The organism is Myxacorys almedinensis A, assembly GCF_010091945.1.
GTDB classification, from domain to species: domain Bacteria; phylum Cyanobacteriota; class Cyanobacteriia; order Leptolyngbyales; family Leptolyngbyaceae; genus Myxacorys; species Myxacorys almedinensis.
The window spans coordinates 237,707-259,268 of record NZ_WVIE01000003.1; the positions used below are offsets into that span (position 1 = coordinate 237,707).

17 protein-coding genes are annotated in these 21,562 nt (G+C 51.7%); 7 read left to right on the top strand and 10 right to left on the bottom strand.

Annotated elements, in window-relative coordinates:
- Nucleotides 1-30 precede the first annotated feature (30 nt).
- The 4 genes from GS601_RS03910 to GS601_RS03925 all read left to right on the top strand — a co-directional run bounded on the left by GS601_RS03910 (nt 31) and on the right by GS601_RS03925 (nt 5,831).
- Entirely contained in the window at nt 31-1,302 is a 1,272-nt protein-coding gene (locus GS601_RS03910) for a glycosyltransferase (RefSeq protein ID WP_238393041.1), read from the top strand.
- Nucleotides 1,303-1,329: 27 nt separating this feature from the next.
- The gene (locus GS601_RS03915; protein WP_338016955.1) at nt 1,330-2,475 is read left to right on the top strand and encodes a glycosyltransferase family 2 protein; all 1,146 of its coding nucleotides are present in this window, start codon (nt 1,330-1,332) and stop codon (nt 2,473-2,475) included.
- Nucleotides 2,476-2,875: 400 nt separating this feature from the next.
- Complete coding sequence (locus tag GS601_RS03920; protein ID WP_238393042.1) at nt 2,876-4,654, top strand: ABC transporter ATP-binding protein; 1,779 nt, start codon at nt 2,876-2,878, stop codon at nt 4,652-4,654.
- A gap of 22 nt (nt 4,655-4,676) precedes the next feature.
- Nucleotides 4,677-5,831, top strand: coding sequence for a histidine phosphatase family protein (locus tag GS601_RS03925; RefSeq protein WP_162421955.1), 1,155 nt, complete (start codon nt 4,677-4,679; stop codon nt 5,829-5,831).
- 216 nt (nt 5,832-6,047) lie between these two features.
- Here GS601_RS03925 and GS601_RS03930 read toward each other — a convergent pair whose 3' ends face one another.
- The 3 genes from GS601_RS03930 to GS601_RS03940 all read right to left on the bottom strand — a co-directional run bounded on the left by GS601_RS03930 (nt 6,048) and on the right by GS601_RS03940 (nt 10,979).
- On the bottom strand, nt 6,048-7,325 hold the full coding sequence (locus tag GS601_RS03930; protein WP_162421956.1) for an MFS transporter: 1,278 nt from the start codon (nt 7,323-7,325) through the stop codon (nt 6,048-6,050).
- A gap of 61 nt (nt 7,326-7,386) precedes the next feature.
- Entirely contained in the window at nt 7,387-8,418 is a 1,032-nt protein-coding gene (locus GS601_RS03935; RefSeq protein ID WP_162421957.1) for an iron-siderophore ABC transporter substrate-binding protein, read from the bottom strand.
- On the bottom strand, nt 8,418-10,979 hold the full coding sequence (locus GS601_RS03940; protein ID WP_162421958.1) for a TonB-dependent receptor domain-containing protein: 2,562 nt from the start codon (nt 10,977-10,979) through the stop codon (nt 8,418-8,420). The genes GS601_RS03935 and GS601_RS03940 overlap by 1 nt, the downstream gene beginning before the upstream one ends.
- Before the next feature lie 243 nt (nt 10,980-11,222).
- Here GS601_RS03940 and GS601_RS03945 point away from each other — a divergent pair, with 243 nt between their 5' ends.
- Both GS601_RS03945 and GS601_RS03950 read left to right on the top strand, forming a co-directional pair.
- Nucleotides 11,223-11,456 carry a hypothetical protein gene (locus GS601_RS03945; RefSeq protein WP_162421959.1) on the top strand — a complete coding sequence of 78 codons (234 nt, stop codon included), beginning with the start codon at nt 11,223-11,225 and terminating at the stop codon, nt 11,454-11,456.
- Nucleotides 11,457-11,584: 128 nt separating this feature from the next.
- Complete coding sequence (locus tag GS601_RS03950) at nt 11,585-11,848, top strand: PIN domain-containing protein (protein ID WP_202924833.1); 264 nt, start codon at nt 11,585-11,587, stop codon at nt 11,846-11,848.
- A gap of 40 nt (nt 11,849-11,888) precedes the next feature.
- On the opposite strand, the gene GS601_RS03955 is transcribed toward GS601_RS03950, so the two are convergent.
- Both GS601_RS03955 and GS601_RS03960 read right to left on the bottom strand, forming a co-directional pair.
- Nucleotides 11,889-12,860, bottom strand: coding sequence for a helix-turn-helix transcriptional regulator (locus GS601_RS03955; protein ID WP_162421960.1), 972 nt, complete (start codon nt 12,858-12,860; stop codon nt 11,889-11,891).
- A gap of 125 nt (nt 12,861-12,985) precedes the next feature.
- Nucleotides 12,986-13,291, bottom strand: a complete 306-nt coding sequence (locus GS601_RS03960) for a hypothetical protein (RefSeq protein WP_162421961.1) — start codon at nt 13,289-13,291, stop codon at nt 12,986-12,988.
- Between GS601_RS03960 and GS601_RS03965 the strand changes: the two genes are divergently transcribed.
- Entirely contained in the window at nt 13,290-14,144 is an 855-nt protein-coding gene (locus tag GS601_RS03965; RefSeq protein ID WP_162421962.1) for a dienelactone hydrolase family protein, read from the top strand. The genes GS601_RS03960 and GS601_RS03965 overlap by 2 nt on opposite strands.
- A gap of 212 nt (nt 14,145-14,356) precedes the next feature.
- On the opposite strand, the gene GS601_RS03970 is transcribed toward GS601_RS03965, so the two are convergent.
- Genes GS601_RS03970 through GS601_RS03990 form a run of 5 tightly spaced genes read right to left on the bottom strand, consistent with a single transcriptional unit; the run spans nt 14,357 to nt 21,555 of the window.
- A complete protein-coding gene (locus GS601_RS03970) occupies nt 14,357-14,617 on the bottom strand; it encodes a hypothetical protein (protein WP_162421963.1) in 261 nt (86 codons plus the stop codon).
- 30 nt (nt 14,618-14,647) lie between these two features.
- Nucleotides 14,648-16,261, bottom strand: coding sequence for a phage tail protein (locus GS601_RS03975; RefSeq protein WP_162421964.1), 1,614 nt, complete (start codon nt 16,259-16,261; stop codon nt 14,648-14,650).
- Nucleotides 16,262-16,303: 42 nt separating this feature from the next.
- The gene (locus GS601_RS03980) at nt 16,304-16,954 is read right to left on the bottom strand and encodes a phage tail protein (RefSeq protein WP_162421965.1); all 651 of its coding nucleotides are present in this window, start codon (nt 16,952-16,954) and stop codon (nt 16,304-16,306) included.
- Entirely contained in the window at nt 16,951-17,919 is a 969-nt protein-coding gene (locus GS601_RS03985; RefSeq protein ID WP_162421966.1) for a baseplate J/gp47 family protein, read from the bottom strand. The genes GS601_RS03980 and GS601_RS03985 overlap by 4 nt, the downstream gene beginning before the upstream one ends.
- A 21-nt stretch (nt 17,920-17,940) precedes the next feature.
- Nucleotides 17,941-21,555 (bottom strand): putative baseplate assembly protein, encoded by a 3,615-nt coding sequence (locus tag GS601_RS03990; protein ID WP_162421967.1) that lies wholly within the window; start codon nt 21,553-21,555, stop codon nt 17,941-17,943.
- Between the last annotated feature and the right edge of the window lie 7 nt (nt 21,556-21,562).

The following is a 21,562-nucleotide window of genomic DNA, read 5'->3' on the forward strand; positions in this document are numbered from 1 at the left end:
TATCCCCCGCCAACTAGTTTCTTCATCATCATGAACACCAGTCTGAACACGAATCTGAACACCAGTCTGAACACCAGTCTGAACACCAGTCTGAAAAATGGCAAAATCTGCATTACCACCCTAGAATTTCCTCCAGATGTTGGGGGGGTAGGAGAATCGGTTTCTCGCATTGCCAAATTACTCACCCACGAAGGCTATGAAGTGCATGTGGCAGTGTTTCGCTCGAAGCAGCGCCTAGTGCCCGATGGAGTGCGCCGCCAAGCAAGCTGCAAAACGACCCTGCAAGAAGGGATTCATGTGCATCGCATTCAGTCAGCCGCGCGGGAAGCCGTTCCCGAAATTCAAGATTTTTTTAGCGAAGTTTATTTTTATCTACGGCAACTGCACGAACGCCACAGCTTTGATGTCTTTCACGCTTTTTTTCTGAATGAAACAGGCTATGTGACAACGCTGCTAGCGAAAGAATTTAACGTTCCAGTGATCAACAGCGTGCGCGGCAGCGATTTGCACAAGCATATTTTTAATCCTAAAACCCACGGGCAAATCGCCTGGATGCTAGACAACTCTAGCTGGACAACGTTTGTCAGTCGTGATTTACAGCGACGTGCGATCGCGCTGGTGCCCAACGTGCGCTCTAAATCCTCGGCGTTCTGGAATTCGATTGTGCCGTTTGAGTTTGCGCCGCTGCCTAAGCCTGCACTGCTAGCGCAACGCTCTGGGATCGTTATCGGCTCGACCGGGCGGTTTCGTGACAAAAAAGGGATCGAGTATCTGCTGCAAGCCTGCGCCAAACTTAGCCACGAGATCCCTCTTACGCTGCTGCTCGTGGGAGATTTTGTAGACAAAGAGCGTGCTTACTGGGAGCAGCAGGTGCGATCGAGCGGGATCGGCGATCGTCTCTGTGTAACGGGCATCATCAGCCGCGAGGAAGCCCTCTCCTATCTGCCTCACCTCGATATTTACGCCATTCCTTCGCTCCATGATGGCTGCCCCAACGCTATGCTAGAAGCCATGTTGGCAGGCTGCCCGGTGGTGGGAAGCAAGGTCGATGCGATCGGGGAAATTTTGGCAGATGGCACGTCTGGTTTGGTAGTTGAGCCTGCCAACGTCGAAGAGCTAACTCAGGCGTTGCGGCAATTAGTAACTCAACCAACCTTGCGGCAACGGTTGGGCAAGGGGGCACGGCAAAAAGTCCTGACTGAGCTTGCACCTACGGTGGAGAAAGCAAACTGGCTGACGGTGTATCACCACATTTTGCAGAGTCAGACTGATGATGCACGTCCAAATCTAGCGATCGTTTAAGTCGAAATTCTCAATTGTCTTCACGATGTGGCATCGATTTCTGTTCCGATTATTTTTTCAATTCATCTTGATGTTTATGTGTTTCAAGGAGTTTTTATTATGTCTCAACCTCGCGTCACGATCGTTATCTCCCCCCGTGAACGATTCAGTTTCACCCAGCAAAATCTAGAAAGCATTTACGACCATACTCAGACTCCTTTTGAATTGATTTATGTTGATGGGGGTTCGCCTGCTCCGATCCAGCACTATTTGCAAACGCAAGCCCATTCTAAAGGCTTCAAACTGATCCGATCTGAGCAGTATCTTGCGCCTAATCAGGCGCGAAATTTAGCAATTCCTCAAATCAAAACCGAGTATTTGCTGTTTGTCGATAACGATGTGTTGGTTAGTCCAGCATGGCTTGATCGGTTGGTGCAATGCGCCGACGAAACAGGAGCCTCGGTTGTGTGCCCGCTCACCTGCATTGGCAAAACGGTAAACGACACAATTCATCTCGCGGGGGGTGAAGCGCATATCTATGAAGAACCACTCGAAGATGGCAGTGTTGCCCGCAAAGTTCATGAGAAACATTACTTTGTGAATCGCCCGGTTGCAGAAGTGAAAGACCAACTGCATCGCCAGCAGTGCGAGTTTGCTGAGTTTCACTGCATGTTGGTTCGCACAGAAATTTTTGCGCGGATTGGGCTGCTAGATGAAGGGTTTCTCAGCACTCGCGAACACATTGACTTTTGCATGAGCGTTGCCAATGTAGGTGGCACGCTTTACTGTGAACCCGATTCGGTTGTGACTTATGTGCCCGAACTGCCGTTAAATTGGGCAGATGTATCGTTCTTTCTCCTGCGCTGGAGCGATGCATGGGAGATGTCTAGCTTGGAACATTTTCAAACCAAGTGGAATTTGACTCAGAAAGATAAGTATTTCAAAAAGCGATACAAGCGGTTGGGGCATCGCCGTCATCATGCGTTTTTGCGCCCTTTGGTGCGGCAGATGCCCTTTGGCAAGGATAATGCCTGGCTAGAGCAGCAGGCGATTAAGCTAGAGCGTGTGGTAAATCGTTGGATTACTAAACGCTATGCGAATAAGTACAGCAACCAAACTAGTATTCCTCATGATGTGATTGATAGCATCTATGCTACTGATACAGAGTATGAATTGGTAAAAGCTCGGCGATAGATTTGCTTTGTGATTGCTAAATTGATGGATTTACGCCACTTGAAGTTGTATCAGACTTACTACTTTGCTGCTGGACAAACCACAGTTGTGGGGAGATGGGTCGGGGGGTGGCTTAAGTCAGTGAGAACGGTGTAATGAGTTGGTCATTGGATTGGTGCGACTTTTGGGCTAGCCCCCTGTGGCGCGAGAAAGCGAAGACTTGGGTTTGGTAAGCGAGCGATTTGGGCGAGTAGATTTAGAGGTTGTCAGCCAATCCTAATCTGTTATCACTTTATCTGTTATCACCCAATCATTAAATCATTGTTGTTTCTGTATATTTTATTTTTTATCTGCCATGAATCGTGATTCTAAACGTGATCCTAAAAGTATACGAGCAGCGATTCCTGGAATGGGAAGAATTTTGAAACGATTTGCCCCCCAAGTTCTTCAGCAAAAGCGGTTACTCGGCTTGTCTTTTTTGGCATTGATGGCGGAAATTGTTCTGCACCTGCTAGAACCCTGGACTCTCAAATTTATTTTTGACTATATTTTGATCGATCGCACCTCTGTGCAAAACGTTCCGGCTCTCTTCCAAAGCGCTTCGCCGCTCGTGCTGATTACCGCATTAACCGGGGCAATGCTGGCGATCGTAGCGCTCCGGGCAATGGCAGCTTACTTTAGCGTGGCAGGCATGGCGCAAGCGGCGACGTACATTCTTACCGATATTCGGGCAGAGCTTTATAGCCATATTCAGCGACTATCGCTCTCGTTTCACCACAAGGCTAAAAGCGGCGATTTGCTAACCCGCGTCACCTCAGATATTGATCGTCTGCGCGAAGTCACGGTAATGGCAGTGCTGCCCCTGCTGGCACACTCCCTCACGCTGCTGGGCATGATTGGCGTGATGGTTTGGATGAATTGGGAATTGGCAGTAATTGCGATCGCAGTGATTCCCCTATTCATCTTCTTTACGTTTCGCCTTTCTAAACGCATTCGCACCGAGGTGAAAACCCAGCGACAGCGCGAAGGCGCGATGGCAGCAACCGCCGCCGAATCGATCGGCGCAATCAAGCTTGTGCAAGCCCTCTCACTGCAAAGCTTACTAGAAGATACATTCCTGCATCACAACCGCCATAGCTTAGATGCGAGTGTGCGATCGCAAAAACTAGCGGCAGGGTTAGAGCGCTCGGTAGAACTGCTGGTGGGCATTGCCACGGCGCTGGTGCTGTGGCGCGGCGTGCAACTGGTGCTGGCTCAGGTGTTGACTCCGGGCGATTTGCTGGTGTTTGTCAACTACCTGCGAATTGCCTTTAAGCCGATGCGCCAACTAGCAAAATACACGGGGCAAATTGCCAAAGCTACCGCGTCAGGAGAGCGGATTTTAGAGGTGTTGGAGGCGGTGCCAGAGGTGCGGGATCGGCGCGGCGCGATCGCGGCTCCGCCATTTCAAGGGTTAGTAGAGTTTGAACACGTCACCTTTGCTTACGAAGCCGAAACGGGCATTTTGCAAAACCTGAATTTGACCGTGCAACCGGGCGATCGCGTGGCGCTAGTTGGGGCGTCGGGGGGCGGCAAATCAACCCTGGTTAGCCTATTATTGCGCCTCTACGACCCGCTCGAAGGTCGGATCTGCATCGATGGGCAAGACATCCGCGCCTATCAGTTGCAGTCGTTGCGCCGCCAAATTAGCGTGGTGCTGCAAGATAGCCTGCTGTTTGCCTCCACCGTGCGGGACAATATCGCCTATGGGGGTTTGGGCGTTTCTGAAGCAGAGATCATGACGGCTGCCAAACTTGCCAACGCTCACGACTTTATCATGCAGATGCCCCAAGGCTACGACACGGTGCTAGCCGAACGCGGAGCTACCTTGTCGGGCGGTCAGCGCCAACGCCTTGCGATCGCACGGGCGGCGGTGCGTCATGCCCCAATCATTATTCTTGATGAACCGACCACCGGGCTAGATCAAGAAAACGAACATGCCGTCATCGAAGCCCTTGATCGCCTCACCCAGGGGTGCACCACGTTTTGGATTTCTCACAACCTAAAATCTGTCTGCACTGCCGATCTGATTGTTTACCTGGAAAATGGCACCATTTTGGAACGCGGAACCCATCAGGAACTCCTGCACCAAGGGGGGCGCTATGCCGCGATGTGTGCCCTCCAAACAGCAGTTCCTACCCTGTTTCCCCAGCAGATCTAACCCCTTTTACCCCAACCTGTCTATGAACACCCGCATTTTGCTGATCCGCCACGGACAAAGCACCTACAACGCTCAAGGACTCTATCAAGGCTGTTGCGATGATTCGGTATTGACGGAGAAAGGTCGGCTGACAGCGTATCAAACGGGCATCGAATTGAGCCATTATCCCCTTGCCGCTCTCTATAGCAGCCCGTTGCAGCGCACCCAAGAAACGGCACAGGAAGTGTTGAGTGCGATCTCATCTGTCACCCACCAAACGCCGCCGCTGCACCCCCACCCCAAGCTGAGAGAAGTCAATTTGCCAGCATGGCAGGGCTTGCCGTTTCAGCAGGTGCGCGAGCAGTTTGTTCAAGATTATCGCTGCTGGAGAGAGCGCCCCCATGAGTTTTCTATAGCGATCGCGCCAGATCTGCCTGTTGGTGATGGTGCTGATGTGGCAACTGTGAGCCAATCCATCACCTTTCCTGTGCAAGAGCTTTACCAACACGCTTATCAGTTTTGGCAAGAAATTGTGCCTCGTCATGCGGGGGAAACGATCGCCATCGTCAGCCATGGTGGGATGATTCGGGCGTTGATTGGCGCAGCAATGGGCATGGGCTGCACTCACTTTCACGCGCTGCAACAGTCTAACTGTGGGATGAGCCTGCTCGACGTTTCGCCCGCTCAGGCAACCCTCACGGCAATGAACGTCACAGCGCATCTAGGCGAAGTGCTGCCCAAGCTAAAAGACGGCAAACAAGGCATGCGGCTGCTATTGTTGCCCATTGAAGCAGAACTGACTGCCCCGCTCAAAGCTCGCCTCAACCAAGTTCCCCTAGAGGTGTGCTTAACGGGCGAAGCCGACCGTGCCCGATCGATGGTTGAGGAAATTGGGCGATCGCGCCACCTCTCGTCAGCCCAATCGCATCCTCACCCGATGGTGCATTTGCCCATTGCTCATCCCGATTTTCTGCACATTTGGCATCGTTCGCTCTGTGCCCAATCTCAAACCTGCCCCAACCTTTGCACGGGGCTAGTGATTGCAGAAGCGGCGCAAATTACATCCCTGCTCAACCAAGTATTGGGATTGTCAAATCCTAAAAACAAGTTAGCGATCGCACCCAACGGCATCAGCATTCTCTACTATCCTAAAGCGGCTCCTGCGCCTGTGCTGCAATCGCTAAATCTAACAAATTAGACTAACAAATTAGAACGCTAGTGGTGATTAATATAGATCAAGTTTAGGAGCGCAAATATAAACGTTTTAGTTCAAAGTGATGGTAGATAAATCAAACTAACGGGCAATCCCGGTGATCCTGGGGACGCTCAACAACTGCACAAGTTACCAAAGACTCGAAGCATTTGCCCAACTTTCAGTTTTAATGATAATAAGTATCATTAAATATTCTATGGTCTAGAAAGATTCGTCGGAGTGGTGAATATTAGAAAAATAGCCGTAGAGTGCGATCGCAATCATACTCAACGAGCAAACCGTATAGATCAAGGCAAACCCTGCTCCAGAACTTGCGCCAAAAATCCATCGTGCTAAACCCGTTGGGGAAGCCATTGCAGGTTCGACAACGCGATCTGCTTTAGCAGATATCTCTGCGAAATCGCCTAGCGGTCCTGCGATGAGGAATGCGATCGCAGATAGACATTGTGCTAATAACAAATTGGCTGCAAAGACTCTGCCTTGGGCTTCCGATTTAACTTGGGTCATCCAAATTGCGGTTTCAGAACTCTCCATCAGCGGGAAGTTAAAGGAAGAGCAAAACTGGGCAGGTAGCCAGACTTGGGCAGATCGCCCTAGCCCGACCGTCATTTTGCTCAACCCTGCGCCAATCATACTGACGAATACGCCACGGATGGGTTGCCTAAACCCTCCCCAAACGCTGACGACGATCGCACCCGTCACCCCGCCAATTCCTGCTGCAATGCCAATCTGTCCCAACACCGTGGCGCTACCATTTGTCCGAGCTAAAACCATGGGACCATACAGTGCTTCGCCCAAATCATGGACAAATCCGAACGGTAAGGTGAGCATCAGTAGGTTTCGCAAGGAAGGATGATTGAAGAGGAGACGAAAGCCCACCCATAAATCATGCCAAAGATGAGTCGGGGTTCCAGTCTTCTCCGGTTGGGGAATTCGGCGCGGAAGCAGGGTGGAGAGTGCAATCAAAAACGTGAAGCAATCTATTCCCAAAATGCCATTCACGCCAATGATCGGATAGAGACTTGCTGCGATCGCGGGTGCAATAATTAAGGAACCATAGTGTAATGCAGAACCCATGCTGCTTGCGCGCGTATAGTGCTGTTGGGGAACAAGCAAGCTGATTGATGCAGAGTATGACAGTTCTTGGAGTTGGCTAAAGACGCTCGTAATCGCCGTCATGAGATACAAGTGCCAGAGTTGCAGAGTCTGAGTGAGCGAGAGGAAAAGGAGGAGCAGGCTGGTGAGGGCAGCGATCGCATCTCCGAGCAGCATGAGATGTTTTCGATTAAAGCGATCGACAATGATTCCAGAAACCAGGTTAATTAGAATGCGAGGAGCTTGGAAAAAGAAGCCGATGAGCGCGAGGGGAGTCGCAGATCCTGTTAATTCCCAAGCCCAAAGTTCGAGGGCGAATCCGGTCATGTAAGTGCCGATCGTTGAAGCAAGCTGACCCAGCCAGAGAATGATAAAGGTACGCACAGAAAATTTGTGGGTGAATTGTATTCAGAGCAACTGTAGGCTGCGTGAATGGAAAAGTCTGCTAGTCTAATAGACTCAGATTCGGCGACCGTAGAAGAGAGGGCAGTTGTTCTAAGATCAGAGAATCGGCGAGAGGGGGCATCGTTACCCCGATCCAGAGATAGTAATCTACAAAGTAAACGCGCTTTTCTTTCCAAGCTCGCGAGGTATGTAACAGAGGTTGTTTAGCCCATTGTTGCTGAAGGTCTCGAAGGGGGACTTGGTAAGCCGATCGACCATCCCAGTTGTCGAGCCGCCAACTATTGACGAGAATGATGTCCGCATCGATTTGAGCTAGGGTTTCTAAATCAATTTGGAACCGTTCTGCCGATGATGGATCAATCGTAGGGAGAGCTACAGGTTGAAAGCCTATTTTCTCCAGTAACCTGATTGCATTACCTCCATAATCAACACTGATGTGATCCATCGTAGGACTGGCGACCACATTCAAAATCTTGGGATGGGTTCCAACCAATGAAGACAGTTGAGCGCGGACTTGATCGAGGGCTTGCTGATGGGACGTTAAAACAGCTTCAACATTTTTCTCTTGATCGAGAGCTTGAGCTACGATTTTGAGATTACTTTGCCAAGCTTTGTCAATGTCGATCGAGACGGTTGGCGCGATCGACGAAAGTAATGGATTTTTCCGCCAACTGACATCCAAAATCAAGTCAGGTTTGAGTAACGTCAGGAGTTCTAGCGAGGGTGTATCGCGATCGCCCAAATTAATAGGCTGACTGGTCACAAACTGACCCAGATAGGGAATCTGTTGACTCGGATTATCGAACCGTGGCGATCGCACAGTGTAGTAATCGGCATAGGCAGCAGGCTGAACTCCAAGCGCCAATGCCATACTCAGTAACTTAGGTTCAAGGATTGCGACCTTCTGGGGTTTGCCACAAATTTGAGTCCTACCACCCTCATGTTCGACGATGCGACAATTGGCTGAAGTTACAGACTGCTCAAGCGGTGCATTCTGAAGAATATGAGGCTGGCAGGCAATGAGAATTGCGACCAGAAAAAACAACCCAAGCGATCGCAGGAAATTACGCATTACCAACTCCAGCGATACGTTAGCGTATACGCTCTCCCTCTAGAAGCAGCCCCAAAAGAATCATCAAACCCTGCATTCAGTTGATTTCCAATATTGAGATATTGATTGTTGAGGAGGTTTTTCACCCCCAAGCTGAGCGTCCCGTTGCCTAATTTGAGGCTGCTGATCAGATCAACGACCAGAAAACTCTCGATCCCAATCGGATCAATTCCTGCATTAAAGGCTCGATTACGGCGACCGATGTACACTGCCTGAAGTCGATTGTTCCAACCTGGTAAAGTTTCATTCTCAAGATAAGCAGAGAGCTTTAACGGCGAGACTTCAGATCCTGTAATGGCAAGGAATTCTTGTGTTTCTGAATCTTCTCTTTCGCCTTCAGTCCAAGTCAATGTGCTACCTACCTTCCAGCGATCGCTGGGTTGCCAATCTACCGCGAGTTCTACCCCATAGTTGCGCTGAGGAGAACGAACGATCCTAAACTCGCCAATATCTGTAAATTCGACGGTCGTACCTAAACTCGAATAGCTATAGAATCCAGCAAGAGAGGCTTGAACATTTCTCCACTGACCGCGAATGCCTATTTCATAACTATCCACTTTTTGAGGTGCAGATAACGTCACATCTTCAGCAAAGTTAAATCCCTCAGCGGGTCGCTGCAAAATCCGGGACAGATTCGGAAGGGAAAAACCTTGAGCAAAGTTCGTAAATAAACTAACTTGCGGAGTGACCTTATAGACAATCCCTGCGTTAAACACAACATCACTGAGCGTCTTGTCTCCACCTTGGGCTGCAAACCCAGTTGCGCCATCAATCCAACTATCGACTACAGAAACATTAAAGTTGTCGTAACGCACTCCACCACTGAGAGCAAGCTTTTCGCTCACATCCCATTGAAGTTGAGAAAAGAGTCCCAGATTCTTGATCGTAAATGGTGCAATCCGAATCGCTGAACCAATTCTCCGCGCTCTTCTACCTCCACTGTTATCAAACTCATTCACATCAAAGACATCGAGGTTGCCTTCACTATCTTCGCTGGAGTAGTCTGCACCCCAGAGCAGACTCAGATTAGAAGCCAATGCCGTTTCTAGCTGCAATCGTCCGCCAAATCGCTCGGAAGTAACAACAGAGCGCGCAAGATCTAAGGGGCTATCTGCATCAAAGACACGCTCATCAACCAGAGAGGCTGCGGTTTTGGTTTCTCGATAGTAGGCTTGCGCCTGCAATTTACTATTCAGCACTCGATCGTGGCGATAGTCAAATTGAAACAGGGTTCCCCGATTAAACGGATCGCTGGAATCAATGAACTCCACAGGTCTATCTAGGAACCGTGCCTTCTGATTCCCAGGGATTTCGCCTACGGTTAGATCATAGTCTCCATCCTGACTTTGTGCATCGTTAAAGTAGTTCGCAGTGATCTGTAATCGCTGCTGTGGGTCTAGCTGAACTCCTAATTTTCCAAATAAATTCACCGAAGCACTGTTCGCTTCCGAATCCGCAAAGATTGGCGGACGATCGCCTTCTGCATCAAACGGTGTGCCAAAACTATCGCGAGTAATCGAGGCTGCAAAATCGACAATGCCCTGTTGTCCAGAGAATCCATACTGAAGCAGATTGCCAAAACTTCCCGATCGCAGATTGCCGACCGATCTCACTCCAAGTTCCGCAGTCGAGACAATTCCATTCTGATCGGGGCGGCGAGTAATAATATTGATCACACCACCAGATGCACCATCGCCATAGATTGCACTCGGTCCTCGAACAACTTCTACTCGCTCGATCGAGGCGATATCAATCCGGCGGAGGTTCGCGACTGAAGTGTCATTGTCAATATTCGAGCTAATCGGCACACCATCCACTAGGACTAGGGGCGAACGTCCTCGAAGGGTTTGCGTAAAGCTTTGTTGACCCTCAGAACTTGCTCCTAAACCAGGAACTAGGCTTCCAAGGATAGAAGTCAAATCTCGATTCACGTTTGACTGTGTTTGAATTTGGTCGCGAGTAATAACCGTGATCGATCGCGGAACATTCTGCACACCTTCCTCTGTCCGGGTGGCGGTCACGACCACTTCTTCTTCTTCGGCTTCTTCTTCCTCATTCAGTGCGTAGCTCTGCTGACCTGATTTCAGAGTAACGAGTGTTTGAGGCAGTGCATTCTTACCCGTTACGATCACTCGAATTTGATTGCTATCTTGTACAACCTGAACCGATGCAATATCCGCTGTTGGGTTCTCTGCCTGAAAGCTCTGTCCTTCTGGTAAGGCTAATGCTGCATTTGGAATTTCAGCAATGAAGCGATCGCGCTCTGAACGAATCGCACCAATTTTAAGGGGCTTTCCATCTGCGGTTTCGAGGATAATATCAAGTTCAGTCTCACTGCGCTCTAACTTCACCGCAGTTACTTGCACCGTTGCCGCTTCGATCTGAGCCATCCACTCAGTCACACTCGTCGCAGGTTGATGCTGCTTGAGATCAACCCTCTCTGTTGCATTGACAAGCTGAGTTGTCACCAGAATCGAAACGACACCACTCCACCACGCCACCGCCAATAACTGTAACTTCATGACTCACACCATTAAACTATTTCAAAGCAATATCCTGCATTCGATTTAGCAGGAATTACTCTCAACAAAATACCGAAGTTGGAACTGATACCAAAAGCCTAAATGACCCCAATCCGGATTATTTTTCGACCCAAATCCGGATCAGCGCGATAGACTGGGGCGATGGTCGCAGACCGGTCGTAGATCAACGAGAATGTTAGGATGAGAGAAGGCTGCTAGACGGCAACCTCGTCGGTGACTGTTATGGAACAAATCTTAGATGAATTGCGTTCTGCCCAGTTTGTGGTGGATGAGTCGGGGCGGCGAACAGGCGCGTTGTTAGATATCAAGGTGTGGGAGAAGTTGCTGAGTTGGGTCGAAGCCCAAGAACGGACGGTAACTCTGCCTTCTGTGCGCGGTCACCTAGCCTCGGTAACAGATCGATCGCTTTCCGAAGAATTGATTCAGGAACGTCGAAAAGCTGTTGATGATGAATAGCTGTGTCTTAGATGCCTCGGCTATATTAGCTTATCTGCAGGATGAATCAGGGGCATTGCTGGTGGAAGAGGCATTGGCAAATGGCGCGGCGATGAGTTCGGTGAATTGGGCGGAAGTATTGTCTAAAAGTGGCTGAAGTGGACAATCCTCAGACGCTGATACAAACGATGAAAAACCAAGGTGTATTGGGTCAGCAGCTTCAAATCTATGAATTTTCGGCTGAGGATGCCTTGGCAATCGCGGTTTTGAGACCAATCACCAAAAGTATCGGACTATCCTTAGGCGATCGGGCTTGTTTGGCATTGGCGCAGAGATTAGGCTTGCCAGCCATGACGGCTGATCGGATTTGGCAGCAAGTTCAGATCGGCGTAGTGGTTCAACTGATACGTTAGGTCCCGTACGATGCTGCTTATTTTTCGACCCAAATCCGGATCAGCGCGATAGGCTAACGATTCCATGTTGCTGCTGATACGCTTTGGGGCTGACCCCAAATTGCCGTTTGAACAATTCTGCAAACTGGCTTGCCTTGCGATAGCCCACCGTTTCAGCCACGTCTTTCACTTTCATCGCCGAATCGATCAACAGCGATCGCGCTAATTCCATCCGCTGCCCTTGCAAATATCCTAAAACACTGGTGCCAAAACAAATGCGAAAGCCAAACTTCAACTTGTAATCATTCAATCCGACCTGACGCGCTAATGCTAGCAGCGAGGGTGGATCGCTCAAATGTTCCTTCAGAATATCTCTCGCCCAGTAGATGCGCTCAACTTCATCGGATTTAAGCTGCGGAATCGGCTTTGGCTCGAACGCTTCCCCCAATGTCGCGAGGCGTAGCGCAATCAACTCGATCGCTTTAGCTTCTAAATACACTCTGCGCGCCACACCCTGATAAGGACAATCCAGGATTTGCCGCAGCGTCGTTTGCATTTCAGGGGTCGTCTTGCCCACTTGCACAAACTCGCGATCGCTAGGTGTTTGCAGGACTTGCAATACATCCATCGGCAGCAAGCCAAAGTCTTCTTCTACCAGACGTTGCAAGAACGTCAAACTGAAATGAATGTCAAACTTGAAAATGCGATCGCCCCCCTGCCACCGAATAATATTCTCTTCAAACGTGTTCCAGTAGGCACTAAAAAAATTCTGTTCAGCCCGAACGCCCTCATTCCGATTCGTCCCCAGCAGGCAAAAGCTCAGTTCTAGTTCAGGCTCAGCACTCCTGTCGTGGGCTGGATGTTCCAAGACCAAATCTTCAATCAGGTGATAGTCATCCACCAGCAGGTTGAGTCCCTCGCACAAATCGCTATCCCACCGGTAAACTTTCCCACAGTTGGGATCGTCAAGGTTTAGCTCGCAGGTGGTCGGACTAATGTGAGGCACATCGTCAGCGGAAATAAATAGGGTCATGGATCAGAACTGCATGTCTACGACTTTTAGAACAGTCAGAATAGTTTTTACTGCTTAGTGTAAAGTTAATGCAAATCATTGTCAAATACTACGAGCACCCGTCCTTCAACAAAGCAAAAAGTCGTCTAACCGTCAGGGCTGGAACTCGCGATCGCGCACTTAACCCAGCGTTGGTTCACGGATCTGGGCAAGACCGTTGTAAGCGCGATCGCAATCCTACTCAAGGAGTCATCGATTTTCAAAGCAGGTCTAATTTCTGGATCTGCGATCGTGCCGCCGCAATCAACGGTTGATCCAGAGCTTGTGATCAAAATTTGAGCACCACTAGTCTTGAGTTGCCCCCATCCTCCTCTAAACCCTCTTTGCCTTGATGCCAGTTCACCCCTTATGATCAGAGTCGCCAAATCAGAGCCAAGTAGAACCTCACCCATGAAAAAAATCACCCGTCGAGAATTCATCACCACGGCTACCCTGGCAACCGGATTTGCGCTAGCCGTGCAACCCATCTCTGCCAAAACCATCACCACCGATGCCAAAGGATTGGTCGCAGGCGCTGTCAGAATTCCGGTCAAAGATGGTGAAATTCCAGCTTACAGAGCAGCCCCTGCAACCGGTGAAAATTTTCCAACCATCCTCGTGGTTCAAGAAATTTTTGGCGTCCACGAACACATTCAAGATGTTACCCGTCGGTTTGCTCAGATGGGATATTTAGCGATCGCACCTGAGCTATTTGTACGCCAGGGGGATGTCTCGAAGTTGAGCAGCATTGACGAAATCCGCCCGATCGTGGCAAAAGTTCCAGATGCTCAAGCCCTGGCGGATCTAGATGCCACGGCAGATTGGGCCGTGAAGTCTGCAAAAGGCAACCCAAACCAGTTGGGAATCACAGGCTTTTGTTGGGGCGGACGGATGACCTGGCTATATGCGGCACACAACCCCAAGGTGAAAGCCGGTGTGGCATGGTATGGGCGCTTGGTGGGCGAGTCTACTCCCCTGACTCCTCGGCATCCTGTTGATGTTGCCTCTACGCTGAACGCTCCGGTGCTAGGACTTTATGGCGGTAAAGACACAGGCATTCCGCTCAGCACCGTAGAGCAGATGCGCGGTGTGCTTCGCCAAACTTCAACCAAGGGTGTAACGTCGTGTTCCAGCCAATCTGAGATTGTGGTTTACCCAGATGCCCCCCACGCCTTTTTTGCAGATTATCGCCCCTCTTACCGCAAGAGTGAAGCTGAAGACGGCTGGAAACGGCTCCAAGCCTGGTTTAAGCAGTATGGGGTTTAAGTAGGAACCTACTCAACGCTTTTTCATTGGCAACGGATGGGATAGCGGAGGTAGCGAATGAATGGATGAACTAGGAGCCTGTCAAAGTTGAAATGAAGGACAAGGAGTGGATGGGTTAGAGGGTAGATGGGTTAGAGAGTCGATGGGTGGATGGGTCGCTCAATAATCCAGCCCATCTCCCTCTCCACTCATTCACCCATCTACCCCTGCACTCATTCACCCATTGACTTAACATTATTGCTGAGCAAATCGTATGGCTCATGCTCGTCGGGAATAGCCGATGAAGGGGTAGCCGTCAAACTCTCATCGGCAGCGTCGTTTAAGGATTCTTCTAACACCTGAATAGCTCCACTAATGCGGAGGAGCGTTTCTTTCAGGTTGGTTTGTTTTGCGGCTAACTCTGCCAGCATGGTTTGACCTGCTTCATATTCGGTTTTCAGTTCGCGTAGCCGTTGTTCGAGTTGCGATCGCATTGTTTCACAGTCTCCATGGATTTTAAGGGATTAGAGTTTCATAATAAAAACCAGCCGGAAGAAAGGGGGTAGGTGAGAATTTGTTCCAGTCCCGTGACCATGATTACCAGCGGCAACATTAGAGTGTTTCTGACCGGCGGCTGCAATATCTCTTAGAACGCTGCTCGTACCGCTAGGACCTCCAGTGTTGTGGCTGTGGCTAATTTCCCCCCCAAGGCGATCGTTGAGGTTGGCAAAATTGCGAGCGTCGCCCATGACGAAGCGATCTCTGAGATCAGGGGTTCCGTTTGCCCCATTGCAGAGCGCCCAGCCGGGTGGAATTTCCTGAGTACCCCGAAACCACATGATGATCATGCCGCGCACGATCGCATTTTCAGCAAAGATCGGCACATAAGTATCGGCATTGAGAGCGCCCGTTTTAATGTGAATGCCGTCGTTTCTCGCTTCGATGCGATGCCAATAGCGACTGGCATGGTGAAACCGGATGCTAGGAAACACTTCTGGAACGCTAACCGGCGAATTTTCTTCTTGAAATAATTCTAAAAATAGGAGCTTGCCGCCCGTCGTTTCCGTTCTGCTTCGCGTTAGCCGCAAATGCTCAGACGATGCTGTCACCATTAACTTTGCCGTGGGTTCTGTCGTGCCGATGCCGACGTTGTTGCCGATCGGATTAATCGACAACGGTTTGTTTCCATAAGACTGCATCCAACTGTAGTTGGTGTGATAGCCCAGCCTGAGACTTGAAGCATCCGCAGGTCCCAAAATGAAAGCGTTGCCATTCGCATCTTGAGACGTGTGAATGATCTGGAGTTTGCCTGCTGGCGCAATCGTATTAATCCCAATGTTGCCCGACGGCATCAGGGCAATGTGGTCGTCACCGTCGTTGGAGACGCCAATTTCTAAGGTGCAAGCTTCGCCACTGTTGCCCCGCCGGTAGTAGCGCATCCATGCAGCATCCCCAGAGCCACCGCCTACATCTTTGGGAAAAACGATGCCGTTGGTGTCAGTTTGTCCGGCGCTGGGTGTGAGTGCCCCAGAGATCGATAGGCTGCCGCTGAGAACAGCAAGATTACTTTGACGATCGCCCCCCGATCGCAGGGTTGGCGCAATGCCATCAACCGCCGTGGGCAGGGCAATGCCTGAATACTGGCGCACCGTGCGATCGACAGTGACAATGCCATTGCTATCAAGCCGGAGTTGGGCAAGCGCGATCGCACCTTCGGGGGCGGCTTGATTGGTTTCCACCACCAAAATTTTGGGCTTTTCCTGCCAGCGCCGGTTGCCTTGGCTGCCTTCTCCCTCTCCCGCAGGCAGCGCCTCGATCTGATCAAACACAATCACCAAATCTACGGTGCGATCGCGGTAGTCTTTCAACGGCACAGATTCTGGCTGGCGCAACACAACTTGCCGCCCCTGGAGATCAAACGCTGCCCCCGGCTCTACTGTGACGCGATCGGGAACGGTGGGAGTTGCCCCAATGGTCAGCCCCTGAGCAATGCCGGAGACATGCAGCAGTTTTGCCAACCGCCGATGGCGATCGATGTGATATTTTTGCTCGTCGATGAAGTCCTGATCTTTCAGAAACTGCCCATCGAAGTAGCGAACCCGCAGGTCAATAGAAGCTGGCTGGTCATAATCAGGCATAAAAAGAGTCCTCCGCAGCAGTCGAAATTATCGCAGTCGAAATTAGCTGGTCGTTGTGCCCAGCAGGGTGTTCATGCCTATCCGCAAGCCAATTTGTCTGCCCTCGCTCCAGTCGTAATCATTACGAATTTGCATCGTCGGCACTAAAACGCGCAAGGTGTAGAACGTGTGAGCCGGTTTTTCACGATCGAGGATGGTGCGGGCGATCTGCTGCTTGCGGCGCAGCGTACCTCGATCCTGCTCGCTGAGCGTCATTTCCACCTGGAAGTAATGAGCCGGATGCTCAAATTCGTAAAGGGTGACTTGCTCTTGGGTATAAAGCTCCAGCATTTCTTTCACCCCTGCTTTGGTGCCTCGCTTGCGGTAGAGTGGCACAATCTGGCTGATAAACCGCCGTTTGGTGCTTTCATCCCAGTCTTCGCGCAAACTCAGCGCCACCCAACCTGCCAACCACAGCAAAAATTCTGGGGGAGCCGTGCCCACTTGCTCTTTCGACTGCCCAGGGTTGAAATAGGTGTGGATACGATCGAGGTATTCTTCAAAGCCCAGTTGGTCAGGAAAGGGGTCTTGCGTGTCTCCGGGAATGCGACCGTTGAGCAGGCGCTGAAAGGTGAGCAGAAAGCGACCCATGAAGGGATCGTCTCGAAACGAAGCGGGGAGATAGTTGAGATAATCGCTCACAGGCGTCGTCATGACCAGGTTCCTCCTAAGCGCTCGATCAGAGTAAAGCGGGCGGGCTGCACATCGATTGCCACGAGTTCATGGGCGTGGAGGGTAATGCTCGTAAGGCTGCCGTCGTCGGTGTGTTGAATGCGATCGCGCGCTGCCTCCAACGTGATGCCCCGCACATGGTGAACGCCGGGAAGCCGTTCTAACTGCTCGTACACCTCAGACAGGTAGACATCTCGCCCAAATTGCCAGCCTTTCCCGTCTGGGCCGCCCGTCAAGGGGTGAAAAAATTGGCGCATTCGCCCGGTGGCTTCTTCGCGAATGGCGGCGATCGCGGCTCCTTCTTCGAGAGACAACTGAGCCGCGCTTAGCTGAACCGGCAGATAGTCGGCTCCGACGACATGGTGGCGGGTGGTCAGCAAGCGGCGCTGATCAAGCCATTGCCACAACGCTGTTTGCAGTGAGGCGCTGGGTTGGGGGGTGGCATCATCAAAGAGAGCCGGCACAATCACCAAGCTGACGTGCCCCGGTGCGTGGTCTAACTTTGCGGCGGCATCGGGGGTTGCCAAATTGCGGTGGATCAGACATTTTGCCTGCCCGATTAGCGCAGCATTGCCGAGGGCTTGGGCGGCGGGGGTGAGAGACCAATCTTGGAGTGCCAACTGTTCATAATCTTCTGGGGTAACGGCACGATGGCGCTGTCGCAAGGTTTGGACGGTTTCTCGGATGGCGGTGGGCAAATCTCCTTGCAGCGTCCAGTCTGCGCCATTGAGCAGTTTGAGAAACATTTCAATATTGCGATCGCTCACCCGGTTGACGCGGTAGAGCAGCATTTCAGTGAGCCAGGAGAGCAATTCTAGCAAGATGATGCCCGGATCGGTGGCGTTGTGATCCGTCCATTCGGCAAACTCTAGGGGGATCTGCGATCGCGCTTGGTCGATCAGGTCGTCGTAGGTATGGTCGTCGAGGTTGGGGAGGGGGAGAGGCATGGGAGGAGAGGGGGGCGGTGGCTATTTTAGGGTGATTTGGTGAATGCCAGAGTAGATCATGAATCGATCTAAGCGATCGCTGGCGAGGCGCGTGATGGTGGGGTCGTCTTCGCCCGGATCGGGACTTGCTTCTGAGAGATTGGCTAACGAGGGAATGTTGCGAATAGACAAGCTGTGGATATGATCAACTCCTTCTAGCGATTCGAGCAAGCTGTACAGATCAGACTTATACACCCGCCGTCCCAATTCCCAGCCTGCGTTGGCACCGCCATCGATCGGATGCAAAAAGCGGGTCAGGGCATGGATAGCCGCCACGCGAACCGCATCGGCGGATTCTGGAGCAAGGGGGACAATTTGGGCAGTGACCGTAACCTCGACCCAATCGGGTTCGGTCACGCGACAGGTGAGCGTGGCAGCGGTGCGATCGCGAATATAACTCCGAACGCGATCGAGCAACGCCAAGCTGGGCGTGGGCTGACGGGCAGAACTGCGGGGCAAAATGATCAGATCCACTTGCCCTGCATCCGGAACATCGCCGTAGGGATTATCCTGCAAATCGCGGCTGGTAGCCGGAGTTGGCGTACTGGGAGGAGCCGTAAATTCGGCGGCGTTGATCGATCCGGTGGGGTAGGTAATGCTGACTTGCCCTTGCACCGAATTAGCAGTGGGATTGAGGAGCGTCAGTTGCCACTGTTGCCCGATTTGAAATTGCTCAGCAGTCACCGTGTAGCTAAATGTCTGCCCTTGCCGAAGAGACTGTTGCACGTAGGGAGCCGCTTGCCCCCCTCCATACAGACGAATCTCTAGAGCAGCAGGGGTTGAGACGTTTACCCGAATTTCACCAGGGCGCTCTAACGGTAGGGGATAAATCGGTAGCCACTGCAAGCCGATCGGGTCAAAATGCGGTGCGATCGCGCGGGCAGAACTGACATCTGGAGAGGCAGCATAGGCGAGATCTTCGAGATCTTGAACCGTCACTGCTCGGTTTTGGTGGCGCAACACTGTGGTTCCTCGCTGCTGTGCCTGGAGCAAGGGTTCTTGATCGGCACCGCCACTGGCGGCTTCGAGGTTTGTCACCCGATCGACATAGGGAACCGTGGTTTTCAGTTGGTTAACGGCTCCGATTGGCTGGTTGCCGTGCTGACCACCCCCCGTTTGATAGCGAGCAAACCGAAGGTTGTTGCGACCCGCGGGCGGCACTTTGCCAAACTGCCCATCGCCAAAGCTGACGGCTCCGGTCAAGCGATCTAAGACATAGTGCCGATCGTGCATACCAGAATTGTAGAAATCTGATACTTCTTGCCAGCGCACCCAACTGGCGTCAGGTTGCCCGGTTTCTTGTACCTCTAGCTGCTGCGCGAACAAAATGGGCGATCGCGCGGTGCGAAAAGTCTGATGCGGGGAGCCATCACTCGATCCTAAAAGTTCATCGGTGAGGGTGAGCGATTGGCTGCCCCAAGTGGTGTTGGTTAGCACCCGATGAACTCGCGGCGGCAGCAAAAAGTCGCCTCCATCCCAGCGCGATCGCAGCCAGTAGAGAGACTGCCCAAAGAGCGATCGCAAAGCAAAATTGTTAGGACCAATAAAACGGATTAGTCCCCGTTCTGCAAAGGCGTTGGTTTCGTCTAGCACACCCAAACTTGTCCAGCCAGAAGGACTGGCATATTCCCAGATGATCTGAGGGGGAGTCGCGTCAGGTGGATATTGCCGGACAGCCTCGGCAACGTCACCGGGTAACGGCAGCGCCACTTGCAGGTAAAGCGCGATCGCACGGTTTGCAAACGGACGATCAAATCCTAAATACAACGCTGGATGGAGATCGATGCTTGGTGTAAAGGGTTGAAATGACGAATCAGGCGCGGTCAGATTTATGATCGGATCTTGGTAATCAAAATCGTTGAACGATCGATAAGTAGTAATCGCTTGAGTCAACTGGTGTGAATATGCCAACCGCAACGATTCGATGACAGGAGGCTTGAAAGATTCGGGAACCAAATCGTAAATAGGATTGTTATTCACCAATACGGGTCTACCATTGCTATCTAGCCGTTGCTGATAGGTGGCGGCACTGCCATAATTTCCTCTAACCAAGCGACCCCGCGCCCAATAGTGGGTTTCATTATTGACGATCGTAGGAGCCGTCGTCGCTGGCAGGGTGAACGTAATCGTGTTTTTCTTGCCAAATTCTGTGAACTGCTTGGTGGCATCACGAGGCACCACTCTTTCCCACCTAGAGCCATTCCAAACTTCCCAAGCTAGATCCGCCCCCCCGGTTTTGTTAACTTCTAGATTGCTCACAGTGACATCGAGCGTGACTGTTGCTCCGGCTCTGGCAAACACGGTGTCGCTGGCAATGTAAAACGTGTCGTTAAATCGGGGCTGTTCTCCAAAGGGGTAAAAATCTTTGCTGAGGTCGATCGGCACCGCATTAAACAAGCAGAGATCGGGAGCGAGATCGCGGGGATTGAGGTTGGCAGTTGCGGTGATGCGATCGAGGCGAGGGAGGGGGCGTTGATCTGCCGACAGCGTGCCCTGTAGCTCAATCTGAAGCCATGCGGCGGTTGTGCCGTCGAGCGAGTGGGGCTGGATTTCAGGAAGATTTAGCGTTACTTGCCAAGCCCGATTGGTTGAAGGGCTAGTCGCTGCGGTTCCTTCGGAGTTGCGCCTTGCGCTAATCGCGGGTTTAATTTTGCCCTGGGCATCGATCGTCAGCCGCGCCAAGCGGATAAACTGTTCCGTCGGATGGCTTTCTACTGCTGCATCGGCAATCACGATCGGATTGGGATTTGCCGGATCTGCCGAAATCACCACCAGCACTGTTTGACTGCGATGGGCCTCTAATTCCACAATTTGCTCTGAGGCGACCTGAATCAAACGACCCGACCCATCGATCGCCGTTCCTGGAGCCACTCGAATTCGAGGTTGATTGGCTTCAATGGCGATCGCTAAACCACTGACAATGCCGATCGCCGTTTTCCACACTGCGCCATCCCAATACGCCCAACGCAGGGGCAACTTTGACAGTGCGATCGCATCTGGAGAATTAATCGTCAGTGCGATCGCTTTTGTGCCGGGTAGGGTGAAGAGATCACAGGCAAGGTAAAGCCGATGAGGAATCGGGCGATCGCCTGCAAACACGGGGAAGGCAGGCTGATCAGATGTATCAGATGTGGTCGCAAACGAGGTGCGATCGCTATACCGATCGGCGTCGGGCTGGCGCACATACACCGCTTTCAGTTGGGCAGTGGTTACTAGAATTTCTCGCGTCGTTTCAAACACCACTTCCTCGTCTTCCCCTTCAGCAGGCGGAGCAGCCACCTGAGTTTGGGCAGGCACCAGCGCATCGACTGGGCTTCCTTCTGCCAACGTAAACGTCAGGGGCACTTTGGCAGGTTGAGGCGGCAGCAGTTGCGTGCCAATCAGATTGAGAAAGGTGAGGAAGTTTTTTTCAGGAACGCGATTGAGGCGATCGCTGACCAACGCCGCCATCCGACCAAAGATCCGGAAGAGTGCCCGTCCGGCGTCGGGGTGCCCGTCGGCTCTGGGCTGCCAGCCTGCGTAGGTGCGAGCGAGTTGCTCGGTTTGGGCAACCATTTCGTCATAGCGGCGGCGATCGATTTTGGGAGGCTGAGACATAACAAAT

What these genes read in the sequence shown, in the direction of transcription:
- GS601_RS03910 (WP_238393041.1), top strand. Translation starts at nt 31, where the DNA reads ATGAACACCAGTCTGAACACGAATCTGAACACCAGTCTGAACACCAGT.
- GS601_RS03925 (WP_162421955.1), top strand. Translation starts at nt 4,677, where the DNA reads ATGAACACCCGCATTTTGCTGATCCGCCACGGACAAAGCACCTACAAC.
- GS601_RS03935 (WP_162421957.1), bottom strand. Translation starts at nt 8,418, where the DNA reads ATGCGTAATTTCCTGCGATCGCTTGGGTTGTTTTTTCTGGTCGCAATT.
- GS601_RS03940 (WP_162421958.1), bottom strand. Translation starts at nt 10,979, where the DNA reads ATGAAGTTACAGTTATTGGCGGTGGCGTGGTGGAGTGGTGTCGTTTCG.
- GS601_RS03945 (WP_162421959.1), top strand. Translation starts at nt 11,223, where the DNA reads ATGGAACAAATCTTAGATGAATTGCGTTCTGCCCAGTTTGTGGTGGAT.
- GS601_RS03955 (WP_162421960.1), bottom strand. Translation starts at nt 12,860, where the DNA reads ATGACCCTATTTATTTCCGCTGACGATGTGCCTCACATTAGTCCGACC.
- GS601_RS03965 (WP_162421962.1), top strand. Translation starts at nt 13,290, where the DNA reads ATGAAAAAAATCACCCGTCGAGAATTCATCACCACGGCTACCCTGGCA.
- GS601_RS03960 (WP_162421961.1), bottom strand. Translation starts at nt 13,291, where the DNA reads ATGGGTGAGGTTCTACTTGGCTCTGATTTGGCGACTCTGATCATAAGG.
- GS601_RS03970 (WP_162421963.1), bottom strand. Translation starts at nt 14,617, where the DNA reads ATGCGATCGCAACTCGAACAACGGCTACGCGAACTGAAAACCGAATAT.
- GS601_RS03975 (WP_162421964.1), bottom strand. Translation starts at nt 16,261, where the DNA reads ATGCCTGATTATGACCAGCCAGCTTCTATTGACCTGCGGGTTCGCTAC.
- GS601_RS03980 (WP_162421965.1), bottom strand. Translation starts at nt 16,954, where the DNA reads ATGACGACGCCTGTGAGCGATTATCTCAACTATCTCCCCGCTTCGTTT.
- GS601_RS03985 (WP_162421966.1), bottom strand. Translation starts at nt 17,919, where the DNA reads ATGCCTCTCCCCCTCCCCAACCTCGACGACCATACCTACGACGACCTG.
- GS601_RS03990 (WP_162421967.1), bottom strand. Translation starts at nt 21,555, where the DNA reads ATGTCTCAGCCTCCCAAAATCGATCGCCGCCGCTATGACGAAATGGTT.